Below are 21,096 nucleotides of genomic sequence, written 5' to 3'. Positions count from 1 at the left end.
AATCAACTGAGTGCTAGGCTGGGGGCATGGCTCTACGCAATGCGGTGATGGCCGCTCTCCTGGAGGGCGAGGCGTCCGGCTACGACCTCGCGAAGGGCTTCGACGCCTCGGTCGCCAACTTCTGGATGGCCACCCCCCAGCAGCTCTACAGGGAACTGGAGCGCATGGAGGGGGACGGGCTCATCACGGCCCGCGTCGTGGAGCAGGAGCGCCGCCCCAACAAGCGGCTGTTCTCCCTCACCGCGGCCGGATTGGAGGCGGTGCGCGCCTACACGGCCGAACCCCCGGGCAAGCCGACGGCTATCAGGGACGAGCTGATGGTCAAGGTACAGAGCGTCGACGCCGGGGACATCGAGGCCGTGCGATCCGCCATCGCCGAGCGCATGGAATGGGCCACGGCCAAGCTGGCTCGCTACACGCGTCTTCAGCAACGCCTGCTGGACGGGCGCACGGAGGACGAATACTTCGCCGGCGGCGAGCGCATCGGCCCCTACCTCACACTGCTGCGCGGCATGGCCTTCGAAAGGGACAACCTCCATTGGAGTGAGATGGCCCTGAACAGACTGGAACAGCGTGCCGCGGCCTTCAGCGGCGGATGAGGCCGGCCTGCTGTGCAGGCCAGGCCCGCCGGCGGCACGGTGAGCCTGGTCCGTGAGGCCGTGCGAGCCCGTTCCGTCGAGTGCCCAGGGGCGAGAGGGGGCTTGGTCCATCCATGACTGCGAACATGCGTCAGCGTTCCACCGCGGAAAAACACCGCGCCACCGTGATGCTCACGGCGGTCAAGGCCTTCGCCGAACGCGGGTACTACGGCACGTCCACCAGTGACGTGGCGCAGGCCGCCGGTATCTCCCAGTCCTACCTTTACCGGCTGTTCCCCAACAAGGAAACGCTGTTCGCTGCTCTGATCGACCACTGCTCGGCGCGTCTGCGGGAGGCAGTCGCAGTGGCGGCCGCCACTATGGAGGGCGCTGATCCCGAGCGGACCCTGCGAGCCCTGGCGACGGCGTACGACGCGGCCGGCGGCGAGCGGGATGCCCTGATGGTCCTCATGCATGCCGTCTGCAGCGCGGGCGAACCCATGATCGGCGAGTCGGTCCGCGGCTGCTACGTCGACCACGTCGAGTACATCCGGGAAGTCTCCGGTGCCTCCAACGAGCAGATCCACCGTTGCTTCGCGCATGCTCTGCTCGGAAACCTCGCACCGGCCGTGGGCGGCGGGTCCTTCGGCACCCCCTGAGCGCGAGCCCCGCGGTAAGGCGTTCCACGCCGAGTTCGCGCGACCGGCAACCCGGACAGTGCGACCGCGTGCGATCCGGCGACCCCGCCGTACCCGACCAAGTTCGGCCTGTTCCGGGCCAGTCGGGCGCTCACGCCGTTCGTGTCGGTCACCAGCGGATGGTCGAGGCGGGGATGGTCGGGCGCAAGACCGGCGGGGGGTTCCACCATACGGCCGGAGTTGAGGTGGCCCGGCGGCCCGGTGGCACGGCGGAACTGATGGACCCGTTGCCTCGCAGGACGTGGACCAGCCGGTGGTGGCTCTTGCGCGCCCTTCCGCCTCCCTCCCCTGCGTGGGTCGTGCGTGTCCCATGTCACCGCCCGGATGGTGGACGGCGGCCCGTTGCCCGTGCGCGACCGATCGTGCGCGGACATCCGGTGACCTCGAGGGCGGGTCGGCCTGACTACCCGGTGGACAGGTGTGTCACGGACCCGCGCGAGGCCGGCCCCGGCGTGTACGACATCCACTCGCCGCGCGTCCCGCACGCCGCCGAAGCGGCCGCCCTGCTCCGCAAGGGACTTGAAGCCATCCCCGCCGAGCGCCTGTGGGTCAACCCCGACTGCGGCCTCAAGACACGCGGGTGGCCCGGAACACGCGCGTCCCTCGACAACCTCGTCACCGCGGCACGCCAGGTCAGAGCGGAACTGTCCGCTTCCTGAGCCGGAACGGCGACGACGCGTGCACCCCTGCAACACCGTCCGCTCGGCATCGGACAACGCGAGCGGGCCCAACCGCGGTCCAGCCGTCCCACCGTCAGGCCGCGGAACTCAAGACCGGGACGCCGGGCGACAATGGCCAGGCACGCGACTTCAACGTGCGGGAAGGGGCCGGGGCCCTTCCCGCACGCCCACGCAGCCGTGCCCCGCGCTGCGGCCGCGGGAACCGGCTCCGCCGCCCACCATCACCCCGCACGGCACGCCTGGGAGGTACAGCAAGCCGGCCCACAGCGGCTGTGGGACCGCGTCGAGACCCTCCTGGACGCCATCTGGCCACCGTCTGCGGCATCAGCGAACGCGCCGCGATCCGCTGCGCCAACGCTGCCAAGGCATTCCCCGAGTCCTCACTCGGACAGGACCAGTGGCCCCGCCCGGCCGGGTCGGTCGGCGCTACCGGCTGATCAGCGGCAGCACGGGGAAGGTGTGGCTCTGCCAGATCAGGCGCGAGGGCTCTTCCGGGTAGGCGGCGACAGCCGACCGGGTGTCGAAGCGCTGAACGAGGCGCTGATCGGTGTCGTACGCGGGCCAGCCGGGGTCACCGTGGGCGGCGAACGAAGCCCATGCGGCGCGCATCCGGGCGGACAGGGCCTCTGCCTGCGGGGAGGGTGTTTCACCGATCAGCATGGCAGCCTGGCCGCGGTCGAGGTTGCCGAAGACCAGTGGCACGTCGAGGCCGTGGCAGGCGCCGAGGGCGCCGCCCATGCCCGGGGCCGGCCAGGCCAGCTCGTAGAGGTGCGCTCGGCCGCCGGCAGCCGTCTGGGCCTCGGCGAGGTGGAGCGACGGCATGCGGAACAGCCAGTCGGAATGGACCAGTTCGTACAGCTCCTCCGGGCCCGCCGCGGGGAAGGCGTCGCGGTAGCGGCGCGCGCCGTCCGGGCCGGGTGCGAAGACATCGAGGGCGTTGCCCGCCTGCTCCTCGCTCACCTGGCCGAGCATACCGTCGAGGGCGGTGAACAGGCGCTGCTCGTCGCGGGTGTGGCCGACGAGGAGTTCGATGTCGCGGCCGGCGCCGTCGGTCAGGGCCTGCCAGGGTGTCACGGCCAGGACCTCGCCGTCGACGACGGGCGAGAAGGGGATCGTCCTGTGCGCGGGCAGGCCCCAGCGTTGCGCCCACTGCTCCATCTCGGCGCCGACCCTGTCAGCGGCGGCGGACAGCCGGCGCGGGGCAACGCTGGACAGGTCGGCCACCGTGGGCCGCAGCCCCAGCTCGGCGGCGCAGGCGGCAGCGATGTCCGCGGCAAGCTCCGGCGAGAAGAAGGTGCCCGGCGCACTCTGCGCGACGGCCCGGCGGAAGAGCCCGGCCGTACGCTCCATCGCCAGCAGCGCGGCGACCGATCCCCCACCCGCCGACTGGCCGAAAACCGCGACCCGCCCAGGGTCGCCGCCGAAGGCCCGGATGTTCTCGCGCACCCACTCGAGCGCGGCCACCTGGTCGAGCAGACCCCGGTTGGCAGGAGCCCCCTCGATCTGCGCGAAGCCCTCGATACCCACGCGGTAGTTGAACGTCACCACGACCACGCCACCGTCCCGCGCGAGCCGACCACCGTCGTACTCGGGCAGGCCGGACATGCCGATCACGTAGGCGCCGCCCTGGATCCACACCATCACCGGCAGCCCCGCGCCCGGGTCGGGCTCGGGCGACCAGACGTTGACCGTCAGCCAGTCGTCGCCCGCCGCGTCCTGCGACAGCGCGTCCATGCCGAAATGCCCGCCCTGCGGGGGCGGCGGGCCGAACGAGAGGGCCTGCCGCACGCCGCTCCAGCCCCGTACCGGTCGCGGCGCGGCGAAGCGCAGCTCGCCGACCGGGGGTTCGGCGAACGGGATGCCGCGGAAGACCGCCACACCCGCCTCCCAGCCGCCGCGCAGCCTCCCGGCCGCCGCGCGGACTTCGGGCCGGGACCCGGACGGCTCGGACTCGGCAACAGTCATCACAACTCCCTCTCAAACAGGAGGAGAAGGCTCGCGGCGGCCCCGGACCCCATGCGGATCATCCACCGCGGCTGGATGCCGCGCCAGCGATTTACGGCTGACCCGGGCTACTGGAGTCGGCAGGAAGGGGTGGCGGTGCGCACGAGCGCAGCGATTGCCATCGACCGGGGAGGGTTCCGGCCACGCCATCACCAGCGTCGCGGGCCGGCGTCCTGCCGGCGCCGTTCCGGTCGAGCAGACGGAGGAAGGCACCCATCGAGGATCACCAGGATCAGTCCGGCGAACGAGGTGAAGCCTTTCGCGTGCGACTTGCCCACCCCCTCGGCAAGGAGCGGCGGCGGTCTGCCGCGCCCGGCAGGGGGCGGGAGCGCCGAACGCGTCAACTGAGGCTCCGCCAGGTGGAGGCTCATGCGCTCAGCCAGTGGCAAATTTTTCAGGGTCATGACAACCGAGTCCGCGATTTCTGCGTATTCCCTCGCGTGGGCGTGCAGCGGGCCCATCAGGAGCGGCGGCGGTCCGGCCCACGGGAACGGCTCCGCCGCGGCTGTGCGCGCGTGCCTCCCGTGGCCCGTCGGTCCGATCAAGGAGAGCAGATGAGACATCGCGCCGTCCACAGTCCGCGCTATCGCAGCAGGTACCTCTCCGTGGCGTTCGTTGCCGGGGCCCTGACGCTGACTCCGGTCCTCGGCAGCCCATTCGGCGGCACCTCCGGCTCGTTCGCCAAGGTTGCCGCCAAGGGTTCGCACCTGTGCCCGACGGGCGGCCAGGTGCACGCCAACGCCCGGGTGAAGACGGGAGTCAGCCCCCAGGCCGACCCGGACACGCTCAACGCGAAGCAGACCAGAGCCATCCAGGCGGACCTGGGCCGGCTCACCCGCTCCGGCGCCCCAGGCACCGCGGCAGGGGGGCTCAACGCCCGCGAGACCATACCGGTCTACTTCCACGTCATCCACGACGGGGACAAGGGCAAGCTCAGCAAGGCCAAGGTCGAGAAGCAGATGGCCGTGCTCAACGGCGGCTACGGCGGCAAGGGCGCCGGCAACTACGAGTCCCGGTACACGTTCGTCCTCAAGGCGATCGACTACACCGACAACGCCTCCTGGTACAACGGACTGCGCGACGAGACGCCGCAGGAGCGCGCCATGAAGACCAAGCTCCACAGGGGCAACGCCGGCACGCTCAACGTGTACACCGCCAAGCTCGACAGCCTCCTCGGCTGGGCGACCTTCCCGACCGACTACAAGGACCACCCGAAGATGGACGGCGTCGTCCTGCTGGACGAGTCGCTGCCCGGCGGAACGTCGACGAACTTCAACGAGGGCGACACCGCCACGCACGAGGTCGGCCACTGGATGGGCCTGTTCCACACCTTCGACGGCGGCTGCACCATCGGCGACTACGTCAGGGACACCCCCCGCGAGGCCAGCCCCGCCTCCGGCTGCCCGACCGGCCGCGACACCTGCCCGGAGCCGGGCAAGGACCCGATCCACAACTTCATGGACTACTCGTACGACACGTGCATGACGCAGTTCACCAAGTACCAGGTCAAGCGCATGGACAAGTTCTTCAAGGCCTACCGCAAGCAGTCCGCCGGACGCGGTTGACCCGGATGCCTCCCGGTCCGTCGAGCGGCGCCGGTCCCCTCCCGGGGGCCGGCGCCGCCTGGCTCGATCACCTCCCCCGCTCCGTCCACGTCAGCCGCGGTGGCGCGGCTCCTCGACGGGGGCCGCTGCGGGCGACCCCGCTTCGGGCGTTCGCCAGGGGTGTCAGTGCCCCGCTGGTGGGCCGTTCCCCCGAGGCTGTCCGGCGGCGCCGAGCCGATCGGGGACCGGGACCCGCGCTGAGTGCCTGGCACTCAATGGTCGTCGGCGAACTCGGCGCCGCAGGCGGTCCAAGGTGGTGGCCACGGTCGGGATCCGGCGGTCGTGGTCGGTGTACGAACTGCCCGCCCGCCCCTGCCAGTGCGCGCCGCTGAGGGCGGTGTGTGCCAACCGTCCTCGCCCGTACCGATACGTTCCGGGTCGCTCCCGTCGCCGTGCGGCAACACCGACATCCATGGGGTGCATCGTTCTGCGCGAAAGATGCTTGATGCGCGCAACAGCTATCAAGGCGCCCCTCACGGCTGCCCGGCCGTCGGAAGTGGCCAGAACGAGGGTGACTGATGGCGCAATATCCCTATGTGCGTTGGCAATTCAGCCAGGGGTGGCTGACGCGGCCCTCTTGCTCGATCACCAATTCGCGCATCTAAACTGTTGACACATGACTTCTACCGCCGGAATATGAGCAGAATCTTGCAGCAGTGTCACAGGTAGATCACAAACCCCGTCGACTAGAGGACGAGCAGTGCACCCACACACACCCAGGCGCGTCAGGCTCCTGGCCGCCGCGCTGGCCCTGGCGCTCGTACCCACCGTCTCCGCCGTCCTCACCCCCTCCGCCCAGGCCGACTCGGCGGACGGGATCAAGGTGACCCGGCGCGGGGACGGCGTCGCCGTGTCCGTCCCCGCCACGAAGGAGGCGCCCGGATACACGGTCGATGTCGCCACCGACAAGCTGGCACTGACCACCTCTCGCGACGGCAAGCCCCTGCTCGGCACCGCCGTTGGGGACACCGGCGGACTGCGATTCAGGTCCGGCGGGAGCTGGCAGCACGCCGCAAAGGTCACCGACTGGTCATGGAAGAAGGGTGTCCTCAACCTCACCGCCGACACCACGCTCGACGGTGCCACCGTCATCGCGCACCTGACGCCCAAGGCCGACCGCTACCAACTGAACTGGGACGTCGAAGGCGGTAGCCCCGACCGACTCGGCCTCGCCTACGACCTCTCGTCGGCGGGCCACTGGTACGGGCACGGTGAGGCGCTGACCCCGCAGGGAGGCCCCGGTACCGACCAGCCGTGGCCGCTCGACAGCGGCGAGGTCAAGGACGAGGCGTTCGGCCCGTCCTCGTACCACATGGTCGACCCGTTCTGGTACACCTCCAGCGCGACCGGTCTGCGCGTCGACACCGGCAGGACGATGGATGTCTCCATCAACGGGCACAAGGACGGCCTGGGCCGCTTCACGGTCGAGTCCGCGGACACCTACAAGGCGACGGTGTTCGTCGAGTCCACGCCGCTGGAGGTCTACCGTGACTACGTCGGCGTCGTCGGCAAGCCGGGCAAGAGCGACGCCACCTACGAGCAGTACGCCAAGCCGCTGTGGAACTCGTGGGCGCAGTTCTACACCAATGTCGACCAGGACAAGCTCCTCGACTACGCCACCGACCTCCACAAGAACGGCGTGGACGGGCACACCATCCAGCTCGACGACAAGTGGGAGTCCGGGTACGGGAACCTGACCTTCGACAAGAAGACCTTCCCCGACCCCAAGGGCATGTCCGCCAAGATCCACAAGATGGGGTTCGACTTCGGCATCTGGGTCACCTTGTGGATCAACCTGGACTCCGACAACTACCAGTACGCGGTCGACCACGGGTACCTGCTCAAGGACGCCAAGGACACGAGCAAGCCGTGCAAAGTCACCTGGTGGAACGGCGATGCCGGGATCATCGACCTGGCGAACCCGGACGCCAAGGCCTGGTACGTGGGCAACCTCAAGAAGCTCATGAGCGACAACGAGATCGACGGGCTGAAGTTCGACACCCGCTTCTTCGACGACGCCTGCGCCCCGCACAGCGGCCACCAGGCCGCGGACTACCAGAGGCTCGGCGCGCAGCTCGCCGATGAGTTCGACCTTCAGGGCTCGGGCATCCGGGTGCACTGGGGCGAGACGGGACACAGGGCCGGCTTCGTCACCCGGCAGGTGGACAAGGGCACCAACTGGGAGTCCCTGCGCGCTTCCGTTACCCAGAACCTCGCGATCTCCACCATCGGCTACCCGTTCGTCGAGTCCGACATGATCGGCGGCTCCGGCAGCCACCCCGCCCCGTCCAAGGGTGTGCTGGTGCGCTGGGCCCAGTCGGCCTCGCTGATGCCGCTGATGTACTCCTCGACGTCCCCGGTGGACACCAACGATGTGACCACCGGCCAGAAAGTCGTCTACGACCAGGAGACCATCGACCTCTACCAAAAGGCGATCAAGGCCCACGAGCGGCTCGCCCCCTACATCTGGGACCAGGTCCAGCACACGGTGGCCACCGGCGACCCGATCATGCGCCCACTGTTCTTCGACTACCCGAAGGACCGGAAGAGCTACACCGTCGGCGACGAGTGGATGCTCGGCCCGGCCGTGCTCGCCGCTCCCAACCTCACCGACAAGGCCTCCCGCACGGTCTACCTGCCCGCCGGCGCCTGGTACGACGTCAACCACGGAACCGTGATCCACGGCCCCACGACGCTCACCGGATACGGGGCGCAGCTCGGCGTCACCCCGGCGTTCGTCAACCTCAAGGCCAAGGGCGCCGGCAAGGCCGTTCGGGCGCTCGAGCGCCACGACGTGCCGGCCGCGGGCATCGTGATAAGCCCGGACTCCCCGTCCACCGGCAGCGGTACCCCGTTCAAGGTCACCACCACGGCGGCCAACTGGGGCGACCGGCCGATCCTGGGCGTCAAGGCGGCCCTGAAGGTGCCCGACGGCTGGACCGCCGAGGCCACCACCGCGGCCACCGCACGCAGGCTCAAGAACGGCGCAGCCCTGACCACCGACTGGACGGTGACTCCGGCGGAGCAGGCCCGGTGGGGCAGCCACGACATCACGGCCGAGGTGACGTACGACTACGGCAAGGAGGTCTCGGACACTGTCCAGGCGCAGGTGAAGGCCGTCCCGGGCAGTGTCAAGGCGCCCTACAGGACAACAGCCACCACCGACGCCAAGTACGGCCAGGCCGGTGACCAGATCGCTATCTGGGCCGGCGGGCGGGACCTGTCCGGCGGGCAGGACGAGAAGGGCGCCGTCTACCTCGACGACGTGGCCGGTCCCAAGGCCACCGTGCAGGCCGAGGTGGCCTCCCAGGAGGGCATCACCCCCGCCGGCAAGGCCGGGATCGCCGTGGCCAACGACCTCACCGCACCGGAGAAGGGCGGCTACGCGGTGCTGGTCATGACGAACAAGTACGGCCTGGAGTTCATGACCGACAGCAATGGCGACGGACGGCTCGACACCTGGGCCGGCGGCGGCGCCACCTACCACCCGGCCCATCTGAGGCTGACCCGCGACGGCGCCACCTACACGGCGTACGCCAGTAAGGACGGACGGACGTGGACGAAGGTCGGCACCGCCGAGGTGCCGTCGGCATCCGGTACCGGTGATGCCGGGATGGTGGCCAGTGCGGTCAACCTCTTCTACCCCGGCGAGACCATGGAGGCGGACTTCCGCGACTTCGAGGTCACGTCCTGATCACGCGTCCCGACTCCAGCCTCCCGACTCCCGGGACCCGACTCCCCGCTCCCGAGTCCTGGACCCACCTCCTGGACGCACGTGCCGGCAGCGGCCTGCCGACACCCGCGCCCGCCCCCTTGCACCTCCCCTCGGCCCCGGCAGGTCAACCCGCCTGCCGGGCCCCGTACCGAAGCGAGGAACCGGCCCATGGCACGTATGTCCACCGTTGTCGCCGCCTTCGTCGCAGGGGCCGTCGTGGCCGCGAGCACCGTCGCGGTCGCGCGCAACGGCACCGGCACCACCGACCTCAACTCCAAACCCACCACCACCTGGCTCACCGTCAAGGTGGCCGACGCCATGGGCACCAGAGGCACCATCACCTGGGTACCCACGGGATCGTTCGGCAGCTCCGCCGAGGTCCGGGTCCCGCGCTACCCCTTCAGCATCGACGGCAAGGACACCAAGGCCCTGTCCCTGTCCGCCGTGCGCAACGAGCAGGTCTCCGCACAGCTGGCGATCGCCTCCGGCCACGATCTCGGCAACGTCCGCGCCCGGGTCGGCGATCTCACGGGCCCGGGCGGGGCGCGGCTGTCCTCCCGGTCGGCGAAGGTCCGGTTCGTCGAGTACGTGCCGGTCCAGCGGTCCAAGAGCGAGGTCGACTGGTCCGCCACCATCGACGACGTCAGCTCCGGCAAGGAGGTCTCGGGAGACCGCAACCCCGACGTGGTCGGCGACCCGCTCGAAGAACGCCCCTACATCGATGTGCCCGCGTACGCGGCGCAGCCGCTGTGGTTCACCTTCCACATCCCCAAGGACGCCAAGCCCGGCACCTACACCGGCACCGTCAAGGTCGACGCGGACGGCAGGACCGAGGCGAGCTACCCGCTGACCGTCGAGGTCTCGGACGCCACCGTGCCCGACGCCGCCACCTCCTCGTTCTTCCTCGATGTTTGGGCCCAGCCGGAGACGATCGCCCAGGCGCACGGGGTCGAGCTCTGGTCCGACCGGCACTGGAAGCTCATCGAGCGATACGACCGGGACCTGGCCGGCCGCGGCCAGCGGGTCATCAACACCACCATCGTCGACAACCCCTGGCATCACCAGTGGTCGCTGGGCACCCGCCAGTCGCAGACGGCCACGCCGTACTCGAGCATGGTGGACTGGACATGGAACGGCAGCAGGTTCGCCTTCGACTTCTCGCGCTGGGACAGATATGTCGCGACCGCCAAAAGGGCCGGCGTCGGCCCGGAGATCGGTGCCTTCTCCATGCTGGCCTTCCAGGACGGCGAGCACCTGACCTACACCGACTCCCGCACCGGCAAGACCGTCTACGAGAACGTCGACCTCGGCGGTGCCCGCTGGCGGCAGGCCTGGGGGGCGTTCCTCCCGGCCTTCGAGGCGCACGTGAAGGCGAAGGGCTGGCTGCCGCACACCTGGCTGTCGTTCGACGAGCGTCCGGTCGACACCATGAAGGTCGTCAAGGACTTCGTCCACGAGACCGTCCCGGCCTTCGACGAGCGCATCTCCGTCGCCGGATCGATCAACACCGAGAACATCGCCTCCAACCTGTCCGTGGACTGGGGCGGCATCGACGCCATGACGCCGGAGAAGGCCGCGGAGCGGCGCAGGGCCGGGAAGATCACCACCTTCTACACATACGGCCTGCCCGCGCACCCCAACACCCTCACCTACTCGCCCGCGGTCGAGGCCCGGATGCTGCCCTGGATCTCCGCGCGGCGGCACCTGGACGGTTTCCTGCGCTGGTCCTACAACAGCTGGACGCCCGACCCGTTCAAACAGCCGGTGCACATCTTCAGCCAGGGCGACGAGTACCTCGTCTACCCGGGCGAGAACGGCCCGATGTCCTCCATCCGGTGGGAGCAGCTGAAGGAGGGCATCGAGGACTTCGACCTCGTCGCCCAGCTCAGGAAGAAGGACGGCGGCACCGACAGCGCCGCGCTCACCGACGCACTCACCACCGCCACCCGGGACCTCGACGGCCGCAAGAAGGACGTCACCGACATCGAGACCGCCCGCGCCGCCGTCGTCAAGGCGCTGACCCGGTGACACACCGGACCACCTGAACGCGTGACCCGCGTGACCACCTGACGACATGTCTGCCCAGGTCCTCATGTCCTCATGGCCGCGCCATCCGCTCGGAAAGGAAATTCATGCACGACAGCAACGGCGTCACCCGCAGACGGGTGCTGACCGGCGCGGGCGCCATCGGCGGCGCGGTGCTCCTGGCTCCCCCGCAGGACGCGTGGGCAGACACCTCCGACTCCTTCGACACGGCTCCCGCCGCCGCGGCCCTGCGGCGGCTGGTGCCCGGCCACCACCGGCAGGTCGAACTGCGCGCCGTCAGCCCCAAGGGCGGCGACCGCTTCCGGGTCACCGGCCGCAGAGGGCACATCACGGTGGAGGGCACCAGCCCCGCCGTGCTGCTCACCGGCTTCAACACCTACCTCACCCAGGTGGCCGAGGCCGACATCTCCTGGAACGGCGAACAGCTCGACCTGCCCGGGCTGCTCCCGGGCCCCACCCGAGAGATCAAGGGAACGGCGAACGTACGCCACCGGTTCGCACTCAACGACACCAACGACGGCTACACCGGCGCCTACCGGGGATGGCGGGCCTGGGAGCGCGAGATCGACGTGCTCGCGCTGCACGGCATCAACGCCGTCCTCGTCTACATCGGCGCGGATGCCGTCTACTACGACACCTTCCGCGAGTTCGGCTACTCCGACGCCGAGATGAGGTCGTGGATCCCCGCCCCGTCGCACCAGCCGTGGTGGCTGCTGCAGAACATGTCCGGGTTCGGCGGCCCGGTGTCCAAACAGCTGATCGACCGGCGTGCCGCCCTCGCCGAGAAGATCGTCACCAGGGTGCGGGAGCTCGGGATGACCCCGGTGCTGCCGGGCTACTACGGCACGGTGCCGGACGGCTTCGCCGCCAAGAACCCCGGCGCCTCGGTGGTCGAACAGGGCGACTGGGGCGCCTTCCAGCGCCCGGACTGGCTCGACCCGCGCACCCCGGTCTTCGCCAAGGTCGCCCGCTCCTTCTACCGGCACCAGCGGGAGCGTTTCGGTGACAGCACGATGTACAAGATGGACCTGCTCCACGAGGGCGGCAAGCCCGGCGACGTGCCCGTCGGCGAAGCCGCCAGGACCGTCGAGGCAGCCCTGCGCTCCGCCCACCCGAGGGCGGTCTGGGCGATCCTGGGCTGGCAGGGCAACCCCCGCAAGGAGATCCTGGACGCCGTCGACAAGAGCGGAATGCTCGTAGTCGACGGGCTCTCGGACCGCTACCCCTCGGTCACGGACCGGGAGAGCGACTGGGGCGGCACCCCGTACGCGTTCGGCAGCATCTGGAACTTCGGCGGGCACACCCCCATCGGCGCCAACACCCCCGACTGGGTCAGCCTCTACCCGCGCTGGAGGGACAAGAAGGACAGCGCACTGGCGGGCATCGCGATGATGCCCGAGGGAGCCGACAACAACCCCGCCGCGATGGCCCTGTTCACCGAACTGGCCTGGACCCCCGGCACCATCGGCCTCGACGACTGGTTCACCTCGTACGCGACCTCACGGTACGGCGGCAAGGACCGGCACGCCGCAGCGGCCTGGAAGGTGATCCGGGAGACCGCGTACGGAACGACCCGCGAGGACTCGTGGAGCGAGGCGGCGGACGGGCTGTTCGCGGCACGGCCGAGCCTGAGCGCCACGAAGGCCGCGTCGTGGAGCCCCGGGGCGGAGCGCTACGACACCGTGGCGTTCGACAGGGCGCTCGCCGAACTGGTCAGGGTCGCGCCCGAGCTGCGCGGCAGCTCGGCCTACCGGTACGACCTCACCGACGTCACCCGCCAGGTGCTCTCCAACCGCGGCAGGATCCTGCTGCCGCAGATCAAGTCGGCCTACGACGCCGGTGACCGCAAGCGGTTCGCCGAGCTCACCGGGACCTGGCTGAGCTGGATGACGCTGATGGACAAGGTGCTGGCCACCAGCGAGCAGCACCTGCTCGGGCGCTGGCTGGCGGACGCCCGCTCCTGGGGCGCCACCCCCGTCGAGAAGGACCGGCTGGAGTACGACGCCCGGTCCATCATCACCACCTGGGGTGGGCGGACCAGCAGCGAGCAGGGGCTGCACGACTACGCCAACCGGGAGTGGGCCGGGCTCGTCGGCGGCCTCTACCGCACCCGCTGGAACACCTACTTCCACGAGCTGGCCGACGCGCTCGCGACAGGCCGGCCGCCCGCGGGCATCGACTGGTTCGAGATCGAGGACCGCTGGGCGCACCGGCACGACACCTATCCGACGAAGGCCGAAGGCGACATCCACAAGCTGGCCGAGCAGGTGCTGGCCGCCTTGGCCGCCGACCCGCACCAGGTCGCGCTGACCGCGTCCGCCGACCATGTGTCGGTGACGCCGGACCAGCCGGTCAAGGTCGCCGTGTCGTTCACCAACCGCAACGGCTTCGCCCCGGCCAAGGGCGTCGAACTGTCGGTCGAGACGCCGGACGGTATGACCGCCGAGCCCGTCGGCGCCACGAAGGCGGCCTCGGTGGCTCCGGGGGACACCTTCACGGCGACGTTCGAGGTCGGCATCACCGGGGGCGCCCGCACCCTGGTCACCGCGGTGCCGGTCGCCGCCTCCTACACCTTCGGCCGCTCGGCCGGCTCGGTCGTGGCGGCGGTGCGGCTGATGGCCGGTACCGGGGTGCGCGACCCCTACCGGACCGTGTCCTTCAACGAGGCGGTCTTCGGCCAGTCGGGCGGCGCCGGCAGCTCGCTCGCCATCGAGGGCGCCGGAGCCGACCTGTGGGGCGGAACCAACGAGTTCGGGGCGATCTACCGCCCCGGCGCGTTCGGGGGCACCTCGACCGCGACGGTCGCGGTCGTCTCCCAGGACACCACCGGTGGCTGGGCCCGCGCGGGCCTGATCGTCCGCAACCGCCTCGCCGCGAGCGGGGACGCCGGATACGTCAACCTGTCGGTGACCCCGTCCAACGGCTGTGTGCTCTCCTGGGACTCCGACGGCAACGGGACGTTCGACTCGATCGCGATGAACGGCTCCTCGGCCGCGCCGATCCATCTGCGCCTTACCCGCTCGGGTGGCAGCTACACGGGCGAGTTCAGCACGGACGGCACCACTTGGACCGAGGTCGGCACGGCCACCCCGTCCGGCGCCGCCGACACCCAGGACATCGGTGTCTTCATGACGGCGGCCAACGGCTGGACGGGCACCCGCGGCATCGCCGAGTTCAAGGACTTCACCGTCGCATAGGGCTTGTCCCCCGACGAGGGCCGACCCATGGGGGCGGCCCTCGTCGCTGCCCGCCGAACCGCACGCCTCCTGGGACGGCGTACGGCTTGCCCGCCACCATCAGCCGTGTGCGGGGTCGGCCTGCGCCGATGCGCGGGATGCGGGATGCGCGGGATGCGCGGGACGTTGATGCCGTCCAGGACGGTCTGGAACCGGGGCGAGTCGCCGCGCTGCCCGGCGGTTCGACCAGGGACAGCACCTTCCGGCTCAGTTCACAAGCCAGGTGATTCTTGGTGGCCGACGCGCCGCGGGAACGTCCCAGCGCGTGCTCGTCGGGTTCTGCCGAGAGGCCACCGGGCGCTCCTGCCGCAGCCCAGGGTGTCGGCGGGCGCCGGCGGCGTGCTCGTGCGCCCGGGCGATCGTTGAGTCCACGCTGACGTCCCAGGTGATCAGTCCGGCCGCGTTCGCCCGGGTTTGGTCAAGCCGCCTCGTCACCGCTGGGTGGCCCCGAGGTCTCCGGTGTTCAGGTCCTTCTCGGTCGATGAACCCTCCACCGGAGACCTCACTTGCTTCACGATCACGACACGCCCGTCACACCGGACTTCGAGGCAGACCCTGGGCACCATCTGGTGCCGAGGCGTGACCGATGAGCATCAGAGTGGGTCGAGGCGGGCCCTGAGCAGGCAGAACTCATTGCCTTCGGGGTCGGTCAGGACATGCCACTGCTCCTCCCCTGTCTGTCCGATGTCGGCCGGGCGCGCACCAAGCTTCAGAAGGCGTTCGAGCTCGGCGTCCTGATCGCGGTCCGTGGCGTTGACGTCGATGTGCAGCCGGGATTTCCCCTTCTCCGGCTCATCCCTGCGACTGAGGATGATCGTCGGCTGCGGACCACCGAACCCTTCGCGCGGCCCGATCTCCAACGAGCCGTCGTCCTCGCGATCGAGCACGACGAAGTCCAGGACCTCGCACCAGAACCGCGCCAGCACCTCAGGGTCGCGGCAACCGAGCACGAGCTCGCTGATACGACATGCCATAACGAAACCTGCTCTCAGCCCGGGAAACTGCCGGGGAGGCCACACGCGAACCGCATGGGCTCCCAGGAGTGAAAACAATCCCGCGACCGTACCGGACGAGTCGAGCACGGGCGAAGTGTTTTCAGGGCCGCCCCTGTCCGGGCAGCCGCGTGTCGCGCTGAGCGCTGCCGCTCCGAGGGGACGGCTTTCGTCGTCGTCCGATCCGCGTCCCCGCCCCGAATGGGGGGATGTCGATGGGGATGTCCTCCTCTCACTCCCACGGGCGAAGGGACCGGCGATCCCTGGCCGGGCCGGCCGGCGCCGGGCAGCGTGGGCTGGTTTCCGGTCCGAAGGCGCCCTGGCGTGCCGCCGACGGAGTCTGGCGGCACACCAGTCGCCAGGCAATGGGCTTAGGAAGTGGGCGGAGGCAGCGGAGTGGGAGCAGTCCTGCGTGCGTGCGGTGCCTTGCCCGGGGGAAACGACGTGGTCGTTCCTGCACCGGGTGGCAGCCGCCCATGGGTTGCCGATCGCTCCGTTCGCGTCCGCCGGGACGTTGGTTCAGCGATATTCCGCGGGTTGTGGGAGGGCCGAGGAAATCCCCTCCGGGCGTTGAACCCTCCGCACCACGGCCCCGTGGTGATCCTTCGAGGGCACCCCGCGCCAACGGGGCAGCATACGAACCCGAAGGATCGCGCCGAGGGAAAGGACGTCCATGCCCGATACCGAACGGACTGTCATCGACGCGGCAGCACTGCCGCTGCCGAAGAACGGCGTCGGCACTTCCACATCGGAGTCCGACGATCCGCGACCGACGAGTTGGTCCCTCGACTCGCAGAGGTACGCCCAACTTCGTTCCCACATCTCTGAGAGCCATGGGGGACCCGTCGAGGCCGAACCGTCCAGCGACGATTTCCTGATCTCCGAGCCGAGGCCGTCGACGAGCGACGTCGAGACGTCCGCGAAGAACATGTTCGACGAATACCACGCCGAGACCGACAAGGCCGACACCCCCATGTAGAAGCGGGAGGCGATCGGCACACTCGTCCGCACCTGAGAAGAACCGCCGGCTCGCAGACCCGACGGGGCCGACGGGATGACAGAGGAGAGGCGTACCGGATGAACGACGACAACACCGGCGGCGAGGAAGCGGAAGCGGAACAGGGCCCACCCCCGTTCATCCTCTACCAGCAGGGTGACGACCTGACGGCGGCTCAACGCGGCCTCGCCATCTGGGTGCACAACCTCCTGGTGCCGGTCTACGCCGCAGAGGAGTCGTCCCGCGCCCCGTGGTGCCCGCGCTGGTGGGAGCACCCCGACGCGATGGCCCACCTCTACGGCCTGTGGATGGCATGGCAGGAAATGACCTCCGCCAAGGCCGGCATGAACGGGCCCGCCATGTGGCACCGGGACTTCCTGGGACCGGCGATGACGTTTCTGCGCGACCCCTCGGGACCTTTCTCGGGCTGCAAGCCCGGAAGCCACCGACCGAAGCACCCGCCACGGGTCGAGGTGTACGACGGCTGATCCGGGTCCTGAGCCCCACCGAATACCTTCCGAGCACAGACGAGAAGAGAAACCGGCATGGCACCGACACGCATCCTCGTTGTCTCCAACGAGAGTGGCATGGGGCTCGGCGGAGTTCCCGTGTTCAACCAGCTCCTCACCGAGGGGCTCGCGGCAAACCCGAACCACAAAGTGGACCTGCTCTATGTAACGGACAGCCCGCAAAGCCACGGAGATGCGAACGTTCACACGGTTCCCCCCGTGGAGGGCGAGAACAAGATACAGACGATACTCAACGCGTCGAAGCAGGATCCGCAGGAATTCGGCCTCCCGGCCAGGGGAAACGACCAGTACGACATCGTCATCGGACACAGCCGGTTCTCCGGACCCGCGGCGTCGGCCATGCAGGCCGCCTGGTATCCGGACGCCGTGCACATGAACTTTCTCCACACCTCTCCCGAGAAGCTGGAGCAGGCCAAGATCACCGATCCGAAGGACTCGGCCATGGTTCAGATGCGGACGGAGGCAGGCCTGGCCAAGGTGGAGATCGAGAAGCGAATTCTCAGCGAGGCCCCCGTCGGTGTCGGTGTCGGCGGAGCACTTACCGAGGACATCCGGCGGATTCAGCGGATGACCGCGCAGGCCAAGAGCTGGCACGATCTCATGCCCGGTGGCGAAACGGTCCAGACCTTCATCCCGCCCTCGCCGAAGGAACAGCTCAACGTTCTGCTGATGGGGCGCATGGATGACCACATGAAGGGGGGCGGCGACGCCCTGGCAGCGGTGAAGCATCTCAACGACGGCGGCAGGAACGTGCATCTCACCATCCGCGGCGCGAACCCGGACAAGCTGAACGAGACGCAGGCCGAAGCGGACAAGCTCGCCGGCGGAGCGGGAAGGGTCACCGTCAGGCCCTTCACCAAGGACAAGCAGGACCTTGTCAACGACATGCACGCCAACCATGTGGTGATCATGCCGTCCAAGACCGAGGGCTTCGGCCTGGTCGCCACCGAGGCCGCCGCGCACTGCATTCCGATCCTGGTGAACCGGGACAGTGGCGCGGCCAAGTTCCTCCAGGACCCCGACCGCGGTGCGGCCCACCTCGGCAGGGACAGCGTGGTCATGACACCCGAGGATGCCTCGCAGCGGCACATCGCTTGGGCGGACGCCATCGGGAAGGTCGCGGACAACTGGGCGGACCGCAAGGTCGGCGCCTATGAACTGCACAACGTGCTGAAGAACTACACCTGGGAGAACGCCGGGACGGCCCTGGTCGAAGCGGGAATGGCGGCCAAGGACGGCAACGTGCGCGGCTCGAAGCAACTGCAGTCCGGCCAGGTGAAGTTCATAGCCGATGCCGCGAGCCTCACCGCGCCGAACCTCACCACGGGGCAGTCGGTGAACAACCAGCCGCCGGCGGCCCCCGTGCAGGGATCCCCCCAGTCCACTGCCAAACCGTCGGTGCTCTGAGCGGAACGGCCCGACGGGAGTGTGGGCCGGTCCGGCCGACGCGGGCACCGGTCCGGGTGCGCGGGAGCAGCAGCGGCGCGCAGGCGTACCCGGCCCGGTGTCCGGCAGCAGTCCGCGCAGCGCGCGCCCCACGCCGACCAGCTCACCGCCCTCGGTGAAGCCTCCGGCTGGCACGGCCCCTCCCCGTCCCACCCGGCCGGTCCGGCCGCCGATCAAGGGACACATCGGATGTACCTGACTCAGGCGCTGCACCGAGCCGGGCAGCAGGACGGGCGACGCCCTGTGACGATCTGCGGGGAGCGCGTGCGCTCGGCGGCCGAGTGTGCCGACCGGGTCGCCCGGCCGGCGGAAACCTCGGGGCACCGTTGCCCCGACAAGCGGTGGATCCGCAGCACGGGTTCGAGATTGCCCGCCGACCGGATGCTTGCGGATTTCCTGCGTGGGCTGGATCCGGCCGCCACCCCCTGCCTTCACTCCAGCACCGGTCGGGGCCGCGGCTCGTCGGCGACGCGGCACTCGAGGATCGCGACGCCCGCCCTTTGCGGGCAGAACAGCACCACCCGCGCACCCGTGTCACCACCGCCCTTGCCCAGGACGAGCCGGTCTGCGTCCGGCGGGCCACCGCCCGGGATCGTCCGGTGACGACGGCCCGGTGGAAGCGGGACGCCTTCGTGCCGGCGTACTGACGGGCATTCGCCCACTGCGCGAGGCGCCGGAGTCGACAGGCGGAGGCGGACCCGAAGCCGAAGCCGATGCCGCAGCCCGAGGAAGGGCGGGGCAGGACCGCGGTCAGACCATGGCTGACATGATGCCGTCCCAGAGGCGTGCCCGCGCCTCCAGCGCGAGTATCACCGTGTCGGCGGCCTGCTCCCACCGTGTGGCGTCGTCGCCGCAGAGGTCCGTGACCATCTGCATGGCCATGGGGGTGTGCTCCTCGCCGTCCACCTCGATGTGACGCGCCAAGTAGTCGCAGAAGACGGGGAACCGGTCGGCGTTTCCCTCCCCCTTGATCACCTGGTCGAACATCTCGGGGATGAGGTCCTCGCGGGCGAAGGCGAAGGCTGCCGCCCGGCAGTGCGGCGGGCCGTCGGCGATGATCCCGAACGTCGTGTGGACGAACTCGGCCGCAGGCGCCGCCACTTGGGCGGCGCGCAGCGCCTCCGGGACATCCTTCCCCTCGGTGAGGAGGGCGAGGAAGGCGTCGATCCGCGTGGTGTCTGCTCCCGCCTCGGTCATACCGGCCCGGTAGAGCTCGAAATGGCTGGTGAAACCGCCGGCCAATTCGTCGCTCTCCTCCACCAGCACGATGTCGTTGATCAACCGCCGGCTCACGGCAGACCCGCGCGGCACCCAGGGAACGTCCACGCAGGTCAGGTTCCGCTGAAGGGACTTCAACAGCGACATGAAGTCCCACACGGCGAAGACATGGTGCTCCATGAACGTCGCCATCTCCGCCCGGGTGCCTATCCGGCGGTAAATCGGGTGGGCGGTCACTGCCGTCCGGACCGATGCAATGGCGGCATGCGTACGCTCGATGCCCTCATGGGCCAGGCCCCAGTCATACCTGGACATGGCTGCCCTTCTTTCATTTTCCCGATCCTACTGATCCAGCTATTCACGAGGTGCTCGGGTCGATACTGCAACGCCCTCGGCACATTCGACAACCCATTCCAAGGATTCCACCCCGAAGAAAAGTCCTAATTCCCCCAAAGTGCGCACAGCGGACATCCAATGGATCTCCTCAAATTCTTACGGAAGTGTGACGCGAGAGCCCCTCGTTCCAGTCTCTGCGCAGGCCAGAGGGCTGAATCCAAGCCAGCCTCAGGGAAGCGCAAAAAAGTCTCAGCACCGCTTGAACGGCCGATACGACCCCGTCGTACTCACCGACATCCCGCTTCGTGGAACAGGGCTGGAACGGAGGAGGTCGCAGACCGAGTGCATGAGGAATCCGTCACCGTTGCGGTCACTGCCACCTACCGTGTGGAGCCCGGTCGCGAGAACGATTTTCGCTCCTGGGCCATGGCGGTGCTCGGTGCGGCAGGCCGGCCGCCGGGATCACTCGGCGGCGGCATCCTCACCACCCGAGCCCCCGGAGAGACCGGATCGGAATGGCGTGTCGTCCACCTCTTCGACAGTGAGGAGTCCGCACTGGCCTGGGAGTACTCCCTCGCCCGGCTGCGGTGGGAGGCACATGCGAATCGGTTCGCGCGGGACGCCGGGCGGCGGATGACACGCGGCCCCAGCAACTGGTTCGACCATCCGTCGCCGCCCGTTCCGGCAGGCGCACCGGAGCGGACGGAGACACCGGATCGGCAGCCGTCACAGCCTCCGCCCGCGCGGCCTTCAGCTCCATCGCCACCACCGAAATGGAAGCTATGGTTCGTGAATATGAGCGCCGTCTTCCCATCGGTGCTCGTATTCAATCTGGCAGTAATCCCCTATATCGGGGGACTGAACGCCCTCATCCGCACCCTGTTGCTGTGCCTGTGCGTGACAGCTCTTGTCACATGGGTACTCATGCCGCGTTTGCAACGCTTTTTCAAGACATGGCTCCACCCGCCGCTCCAAGCGCTCCGGGGGCGGCACAAGCGGCGCGCCACATAAGGCCC

13 protein-coding genes and 1 pseudogene are annotated in these 21,096 nt (G+C 69.3%); 11 read left to right on the top strand and 3 right to left on the bottom strand.

Annotated elements, in window-relative coordinates:
• The first annotated feature begins 26 nt into the window (after nucleotides 1-26).
• The 3 genes and pseudogenes from IEY86_RS28150 to IEY86_RS28140 form a co-directional block, all read left to right on the top strand.
• Complete coding sequence (locus IEY86_RS28150) at nucleotides 27-599, top strand: PadR family transcriptional regulator (RefSeq protein ID WP_189134697.1); 573 nt, start codon at nucleotides 27-29, stop codon at nucleotides 597-599.
• Between the two features lie 125 nt (nucleotides 600-724).
• Entirely contained in the window at nucleotides 725-1,237 is a 513-nt protein-coding gene (locus IEY86_RS28145) for a TetR/AcrR family transcriptional regulator (protein WP_229698820.1), read from the top strand.
• 470 nt (nucleotides 1,238-1,707) lie between these two features.
• A pseudogene (locus IEY86_RS28140) lies at nucleotides 1,708-1,935 on the top strand (hypothetical protein); the annotation flags it as partial.
• Nucleotides 1,936-2,382: 447 nt separating this feature from the next.
• Here IEY86_RS28140 and IEY86_RS28135 read toward each other — a convergent pair.
• Nucleotides 2,383-3,921, bottom strand: coding sequence for a carboxylesterase/lipase family protein (locus tag IEY86_RS28135; protein ID WP_189134695.1), 1,539 nt, complete (start codon nucleotides 3,919-3,921; stop codon nucleotides 2,383-2,385).
• 593 nt (nucleotides 3,922-4,514) lie between these two features.
• Between IEY86_RS28135 and IEY86_RS28130 the strand changes: the two genes are divergently transcribed.
• From IEY86_RS28130 to IEY86_RS28115, 4 genes are all read left to right on the top strand, one after another.
• The gene (locus tag IEY86_RS28130) at nucleotides 4,515-5,525 is read left to right on the top strand and encodes a zinc metalloprotease (RefSeq protein WP_189134694.1); all 1,011 of its coding nucleotides are present in this window, start codon (nucleotides 4,515-4,517) and stop codon (nucleotides 5,523-5,525) included.
• Between the two features lie 739 nt (nucleotides 5,526-6,264).
• Nucleotides 6,265-9,258, top strand: a complete 2,994-nt coding sequence (locus IEY86_RS28125) for a TIM-barrel domain-containing protein (RefSeq protein WP_189134693.1) — start codon at nucleotides 6,265-6,267, stop codon at nucleotides 9,256-9,258.
• Nucleotides 9,259-9,447: 189 nt separating this feature from the next.
• Nucleotides 9,448-11,307, top strand: coding sequence for a DUF4091 domain-containing protein (locus IEY86_RS28120; protein WP_189134692.1), 1,860 nt, complete (start codon nucleotides 9,448-9,450; stop codon nucleotides 11,305-11,307).
• Nucleotides 11,308-11,411: 104 nt separating this feature from the next.
• Complete coding sequence (locus IEY86_RS28115) at nucleotides 11,412-14,522, top strand: alpha-N-acetylglucosaminidase TIM-barrel domain-containing protein (RefSeq protein ID WP_189134691.1); 3,111 nt, start codon at nucleotides 11,412-11,414, stop codon at nucleotides 14,520-14,522.
• A gap of 632 nt (nucleotides 14,523-15,154) precedes the next feature.
• On the opposite strand, the gene IEY86_RS28110 is transcribed toward IEY86_RS28115, so the two are convergent.
• Complete coding sequence (locus IEY86_RS28110; protein ID WP_189134717.1) at nucleotides 15,155-15,535, bottom strand: VOC family protein; 381 nt, start codon at nucleotides 15,533-15,535, stop codon at nucleotides 15,155-15,157.
• 691 nt (nucleotides 15,536-16,226) lie between these two features.
• Here IEY86_RS28110 and IEY86_RS28105 point away from each other — a divergent pair.
• From IEY86_RS28105 to IEY86_RS28095, 3 genes are all read left to right on the top strand, one after another.
• The gene (locus tag IEY86_RS28105) at nucleotides 16,227-16,532 is read left to right on the top strand and encodes a hypothetical protein (protein WP_189134690.1); all 306 of its coding nucleotides are present in this window, start codon (nucleotides 16,227-16,229) and stop codon (nucleotides 16,530-16,532) included.
• A gap of 98 nt (nucleotides 16,533-16,630) precedes the next feature.
• Nucleotides 16,631-17,038, top strand: coding sequence for a DUF4913 domain-containing protein (locus IEY86_RS28100; protein ID WP_189134689.1), 408 nt, complete (start codon nucleotides 16,631-16,633; stop codon nucleotides 17,036-17,038).
• Nucleotides 17,039-17,095: 57 nt separating this feature from the next.
• Complete coding sequence (locus tag IEY86_RS28095; protein WP_189134688.1) at nucleotides 17,096-18,487, top strand: glycosyltransferase family 4 protein; 1,392 nt, start codon at nucleotides 17,096-17,098, stop codon at nucleotides 18,485-18,487.
• 789 nt (nucleotides 18,488-19,276) lie between these two features.
• Here IEY86_RS28095 and IEY86_RS28090 read toward each other — a convergent pair.
• Nucleotides 19,277-20,059: a DUF3050 domain-containing protein gene (locus IEY86_RS28090; RefSeq protein WP_189134687.1), complete on the bottom strand. Its 783-nt coding sequence runs from the start codon at nucleotides 20,057-20,059 to the stop codon at nucleotides 19,277-19,279.
• Between the two features lie 363 nt (nucleotides 20,060-20,422).
• Between IEY86_RS28090 and IEY86_RS28085 the strand changes: the two genes are divergently transcribed.
• The gene (locus IEY86_RS28085; protein WP_189134686.1) at nucleotides 20,423-21,091 is read left to right on the top strand and encodes a putative antibiotic biosynthesis monooxygenase; all 669 of its coding nucleotides are present in this window, start codon (nucleotides 20,423-20,425) and stop codon (nucleotides 21,089-21,091) included.
• The last annotated feature ends 5 nt before the right edge of the window (nucleotides 21,092-21,096 follow it).

Origin of the sequence: Wenjunlia tyrosinilytica (assembly GCF_014646055.1) — a bacterium.
In the GTDB taxonomy this organism is placed as follows: domain Bacteria; phylum Actinomycetota; class Actinomycetes; order Streptomycetales; family Streptomycetaceae; genus Wenjunlia; species Wenjunlia tyrosinilytica.
This window is presented reverse-complemented; position numbering and strand designations above follow the sequence as displayed.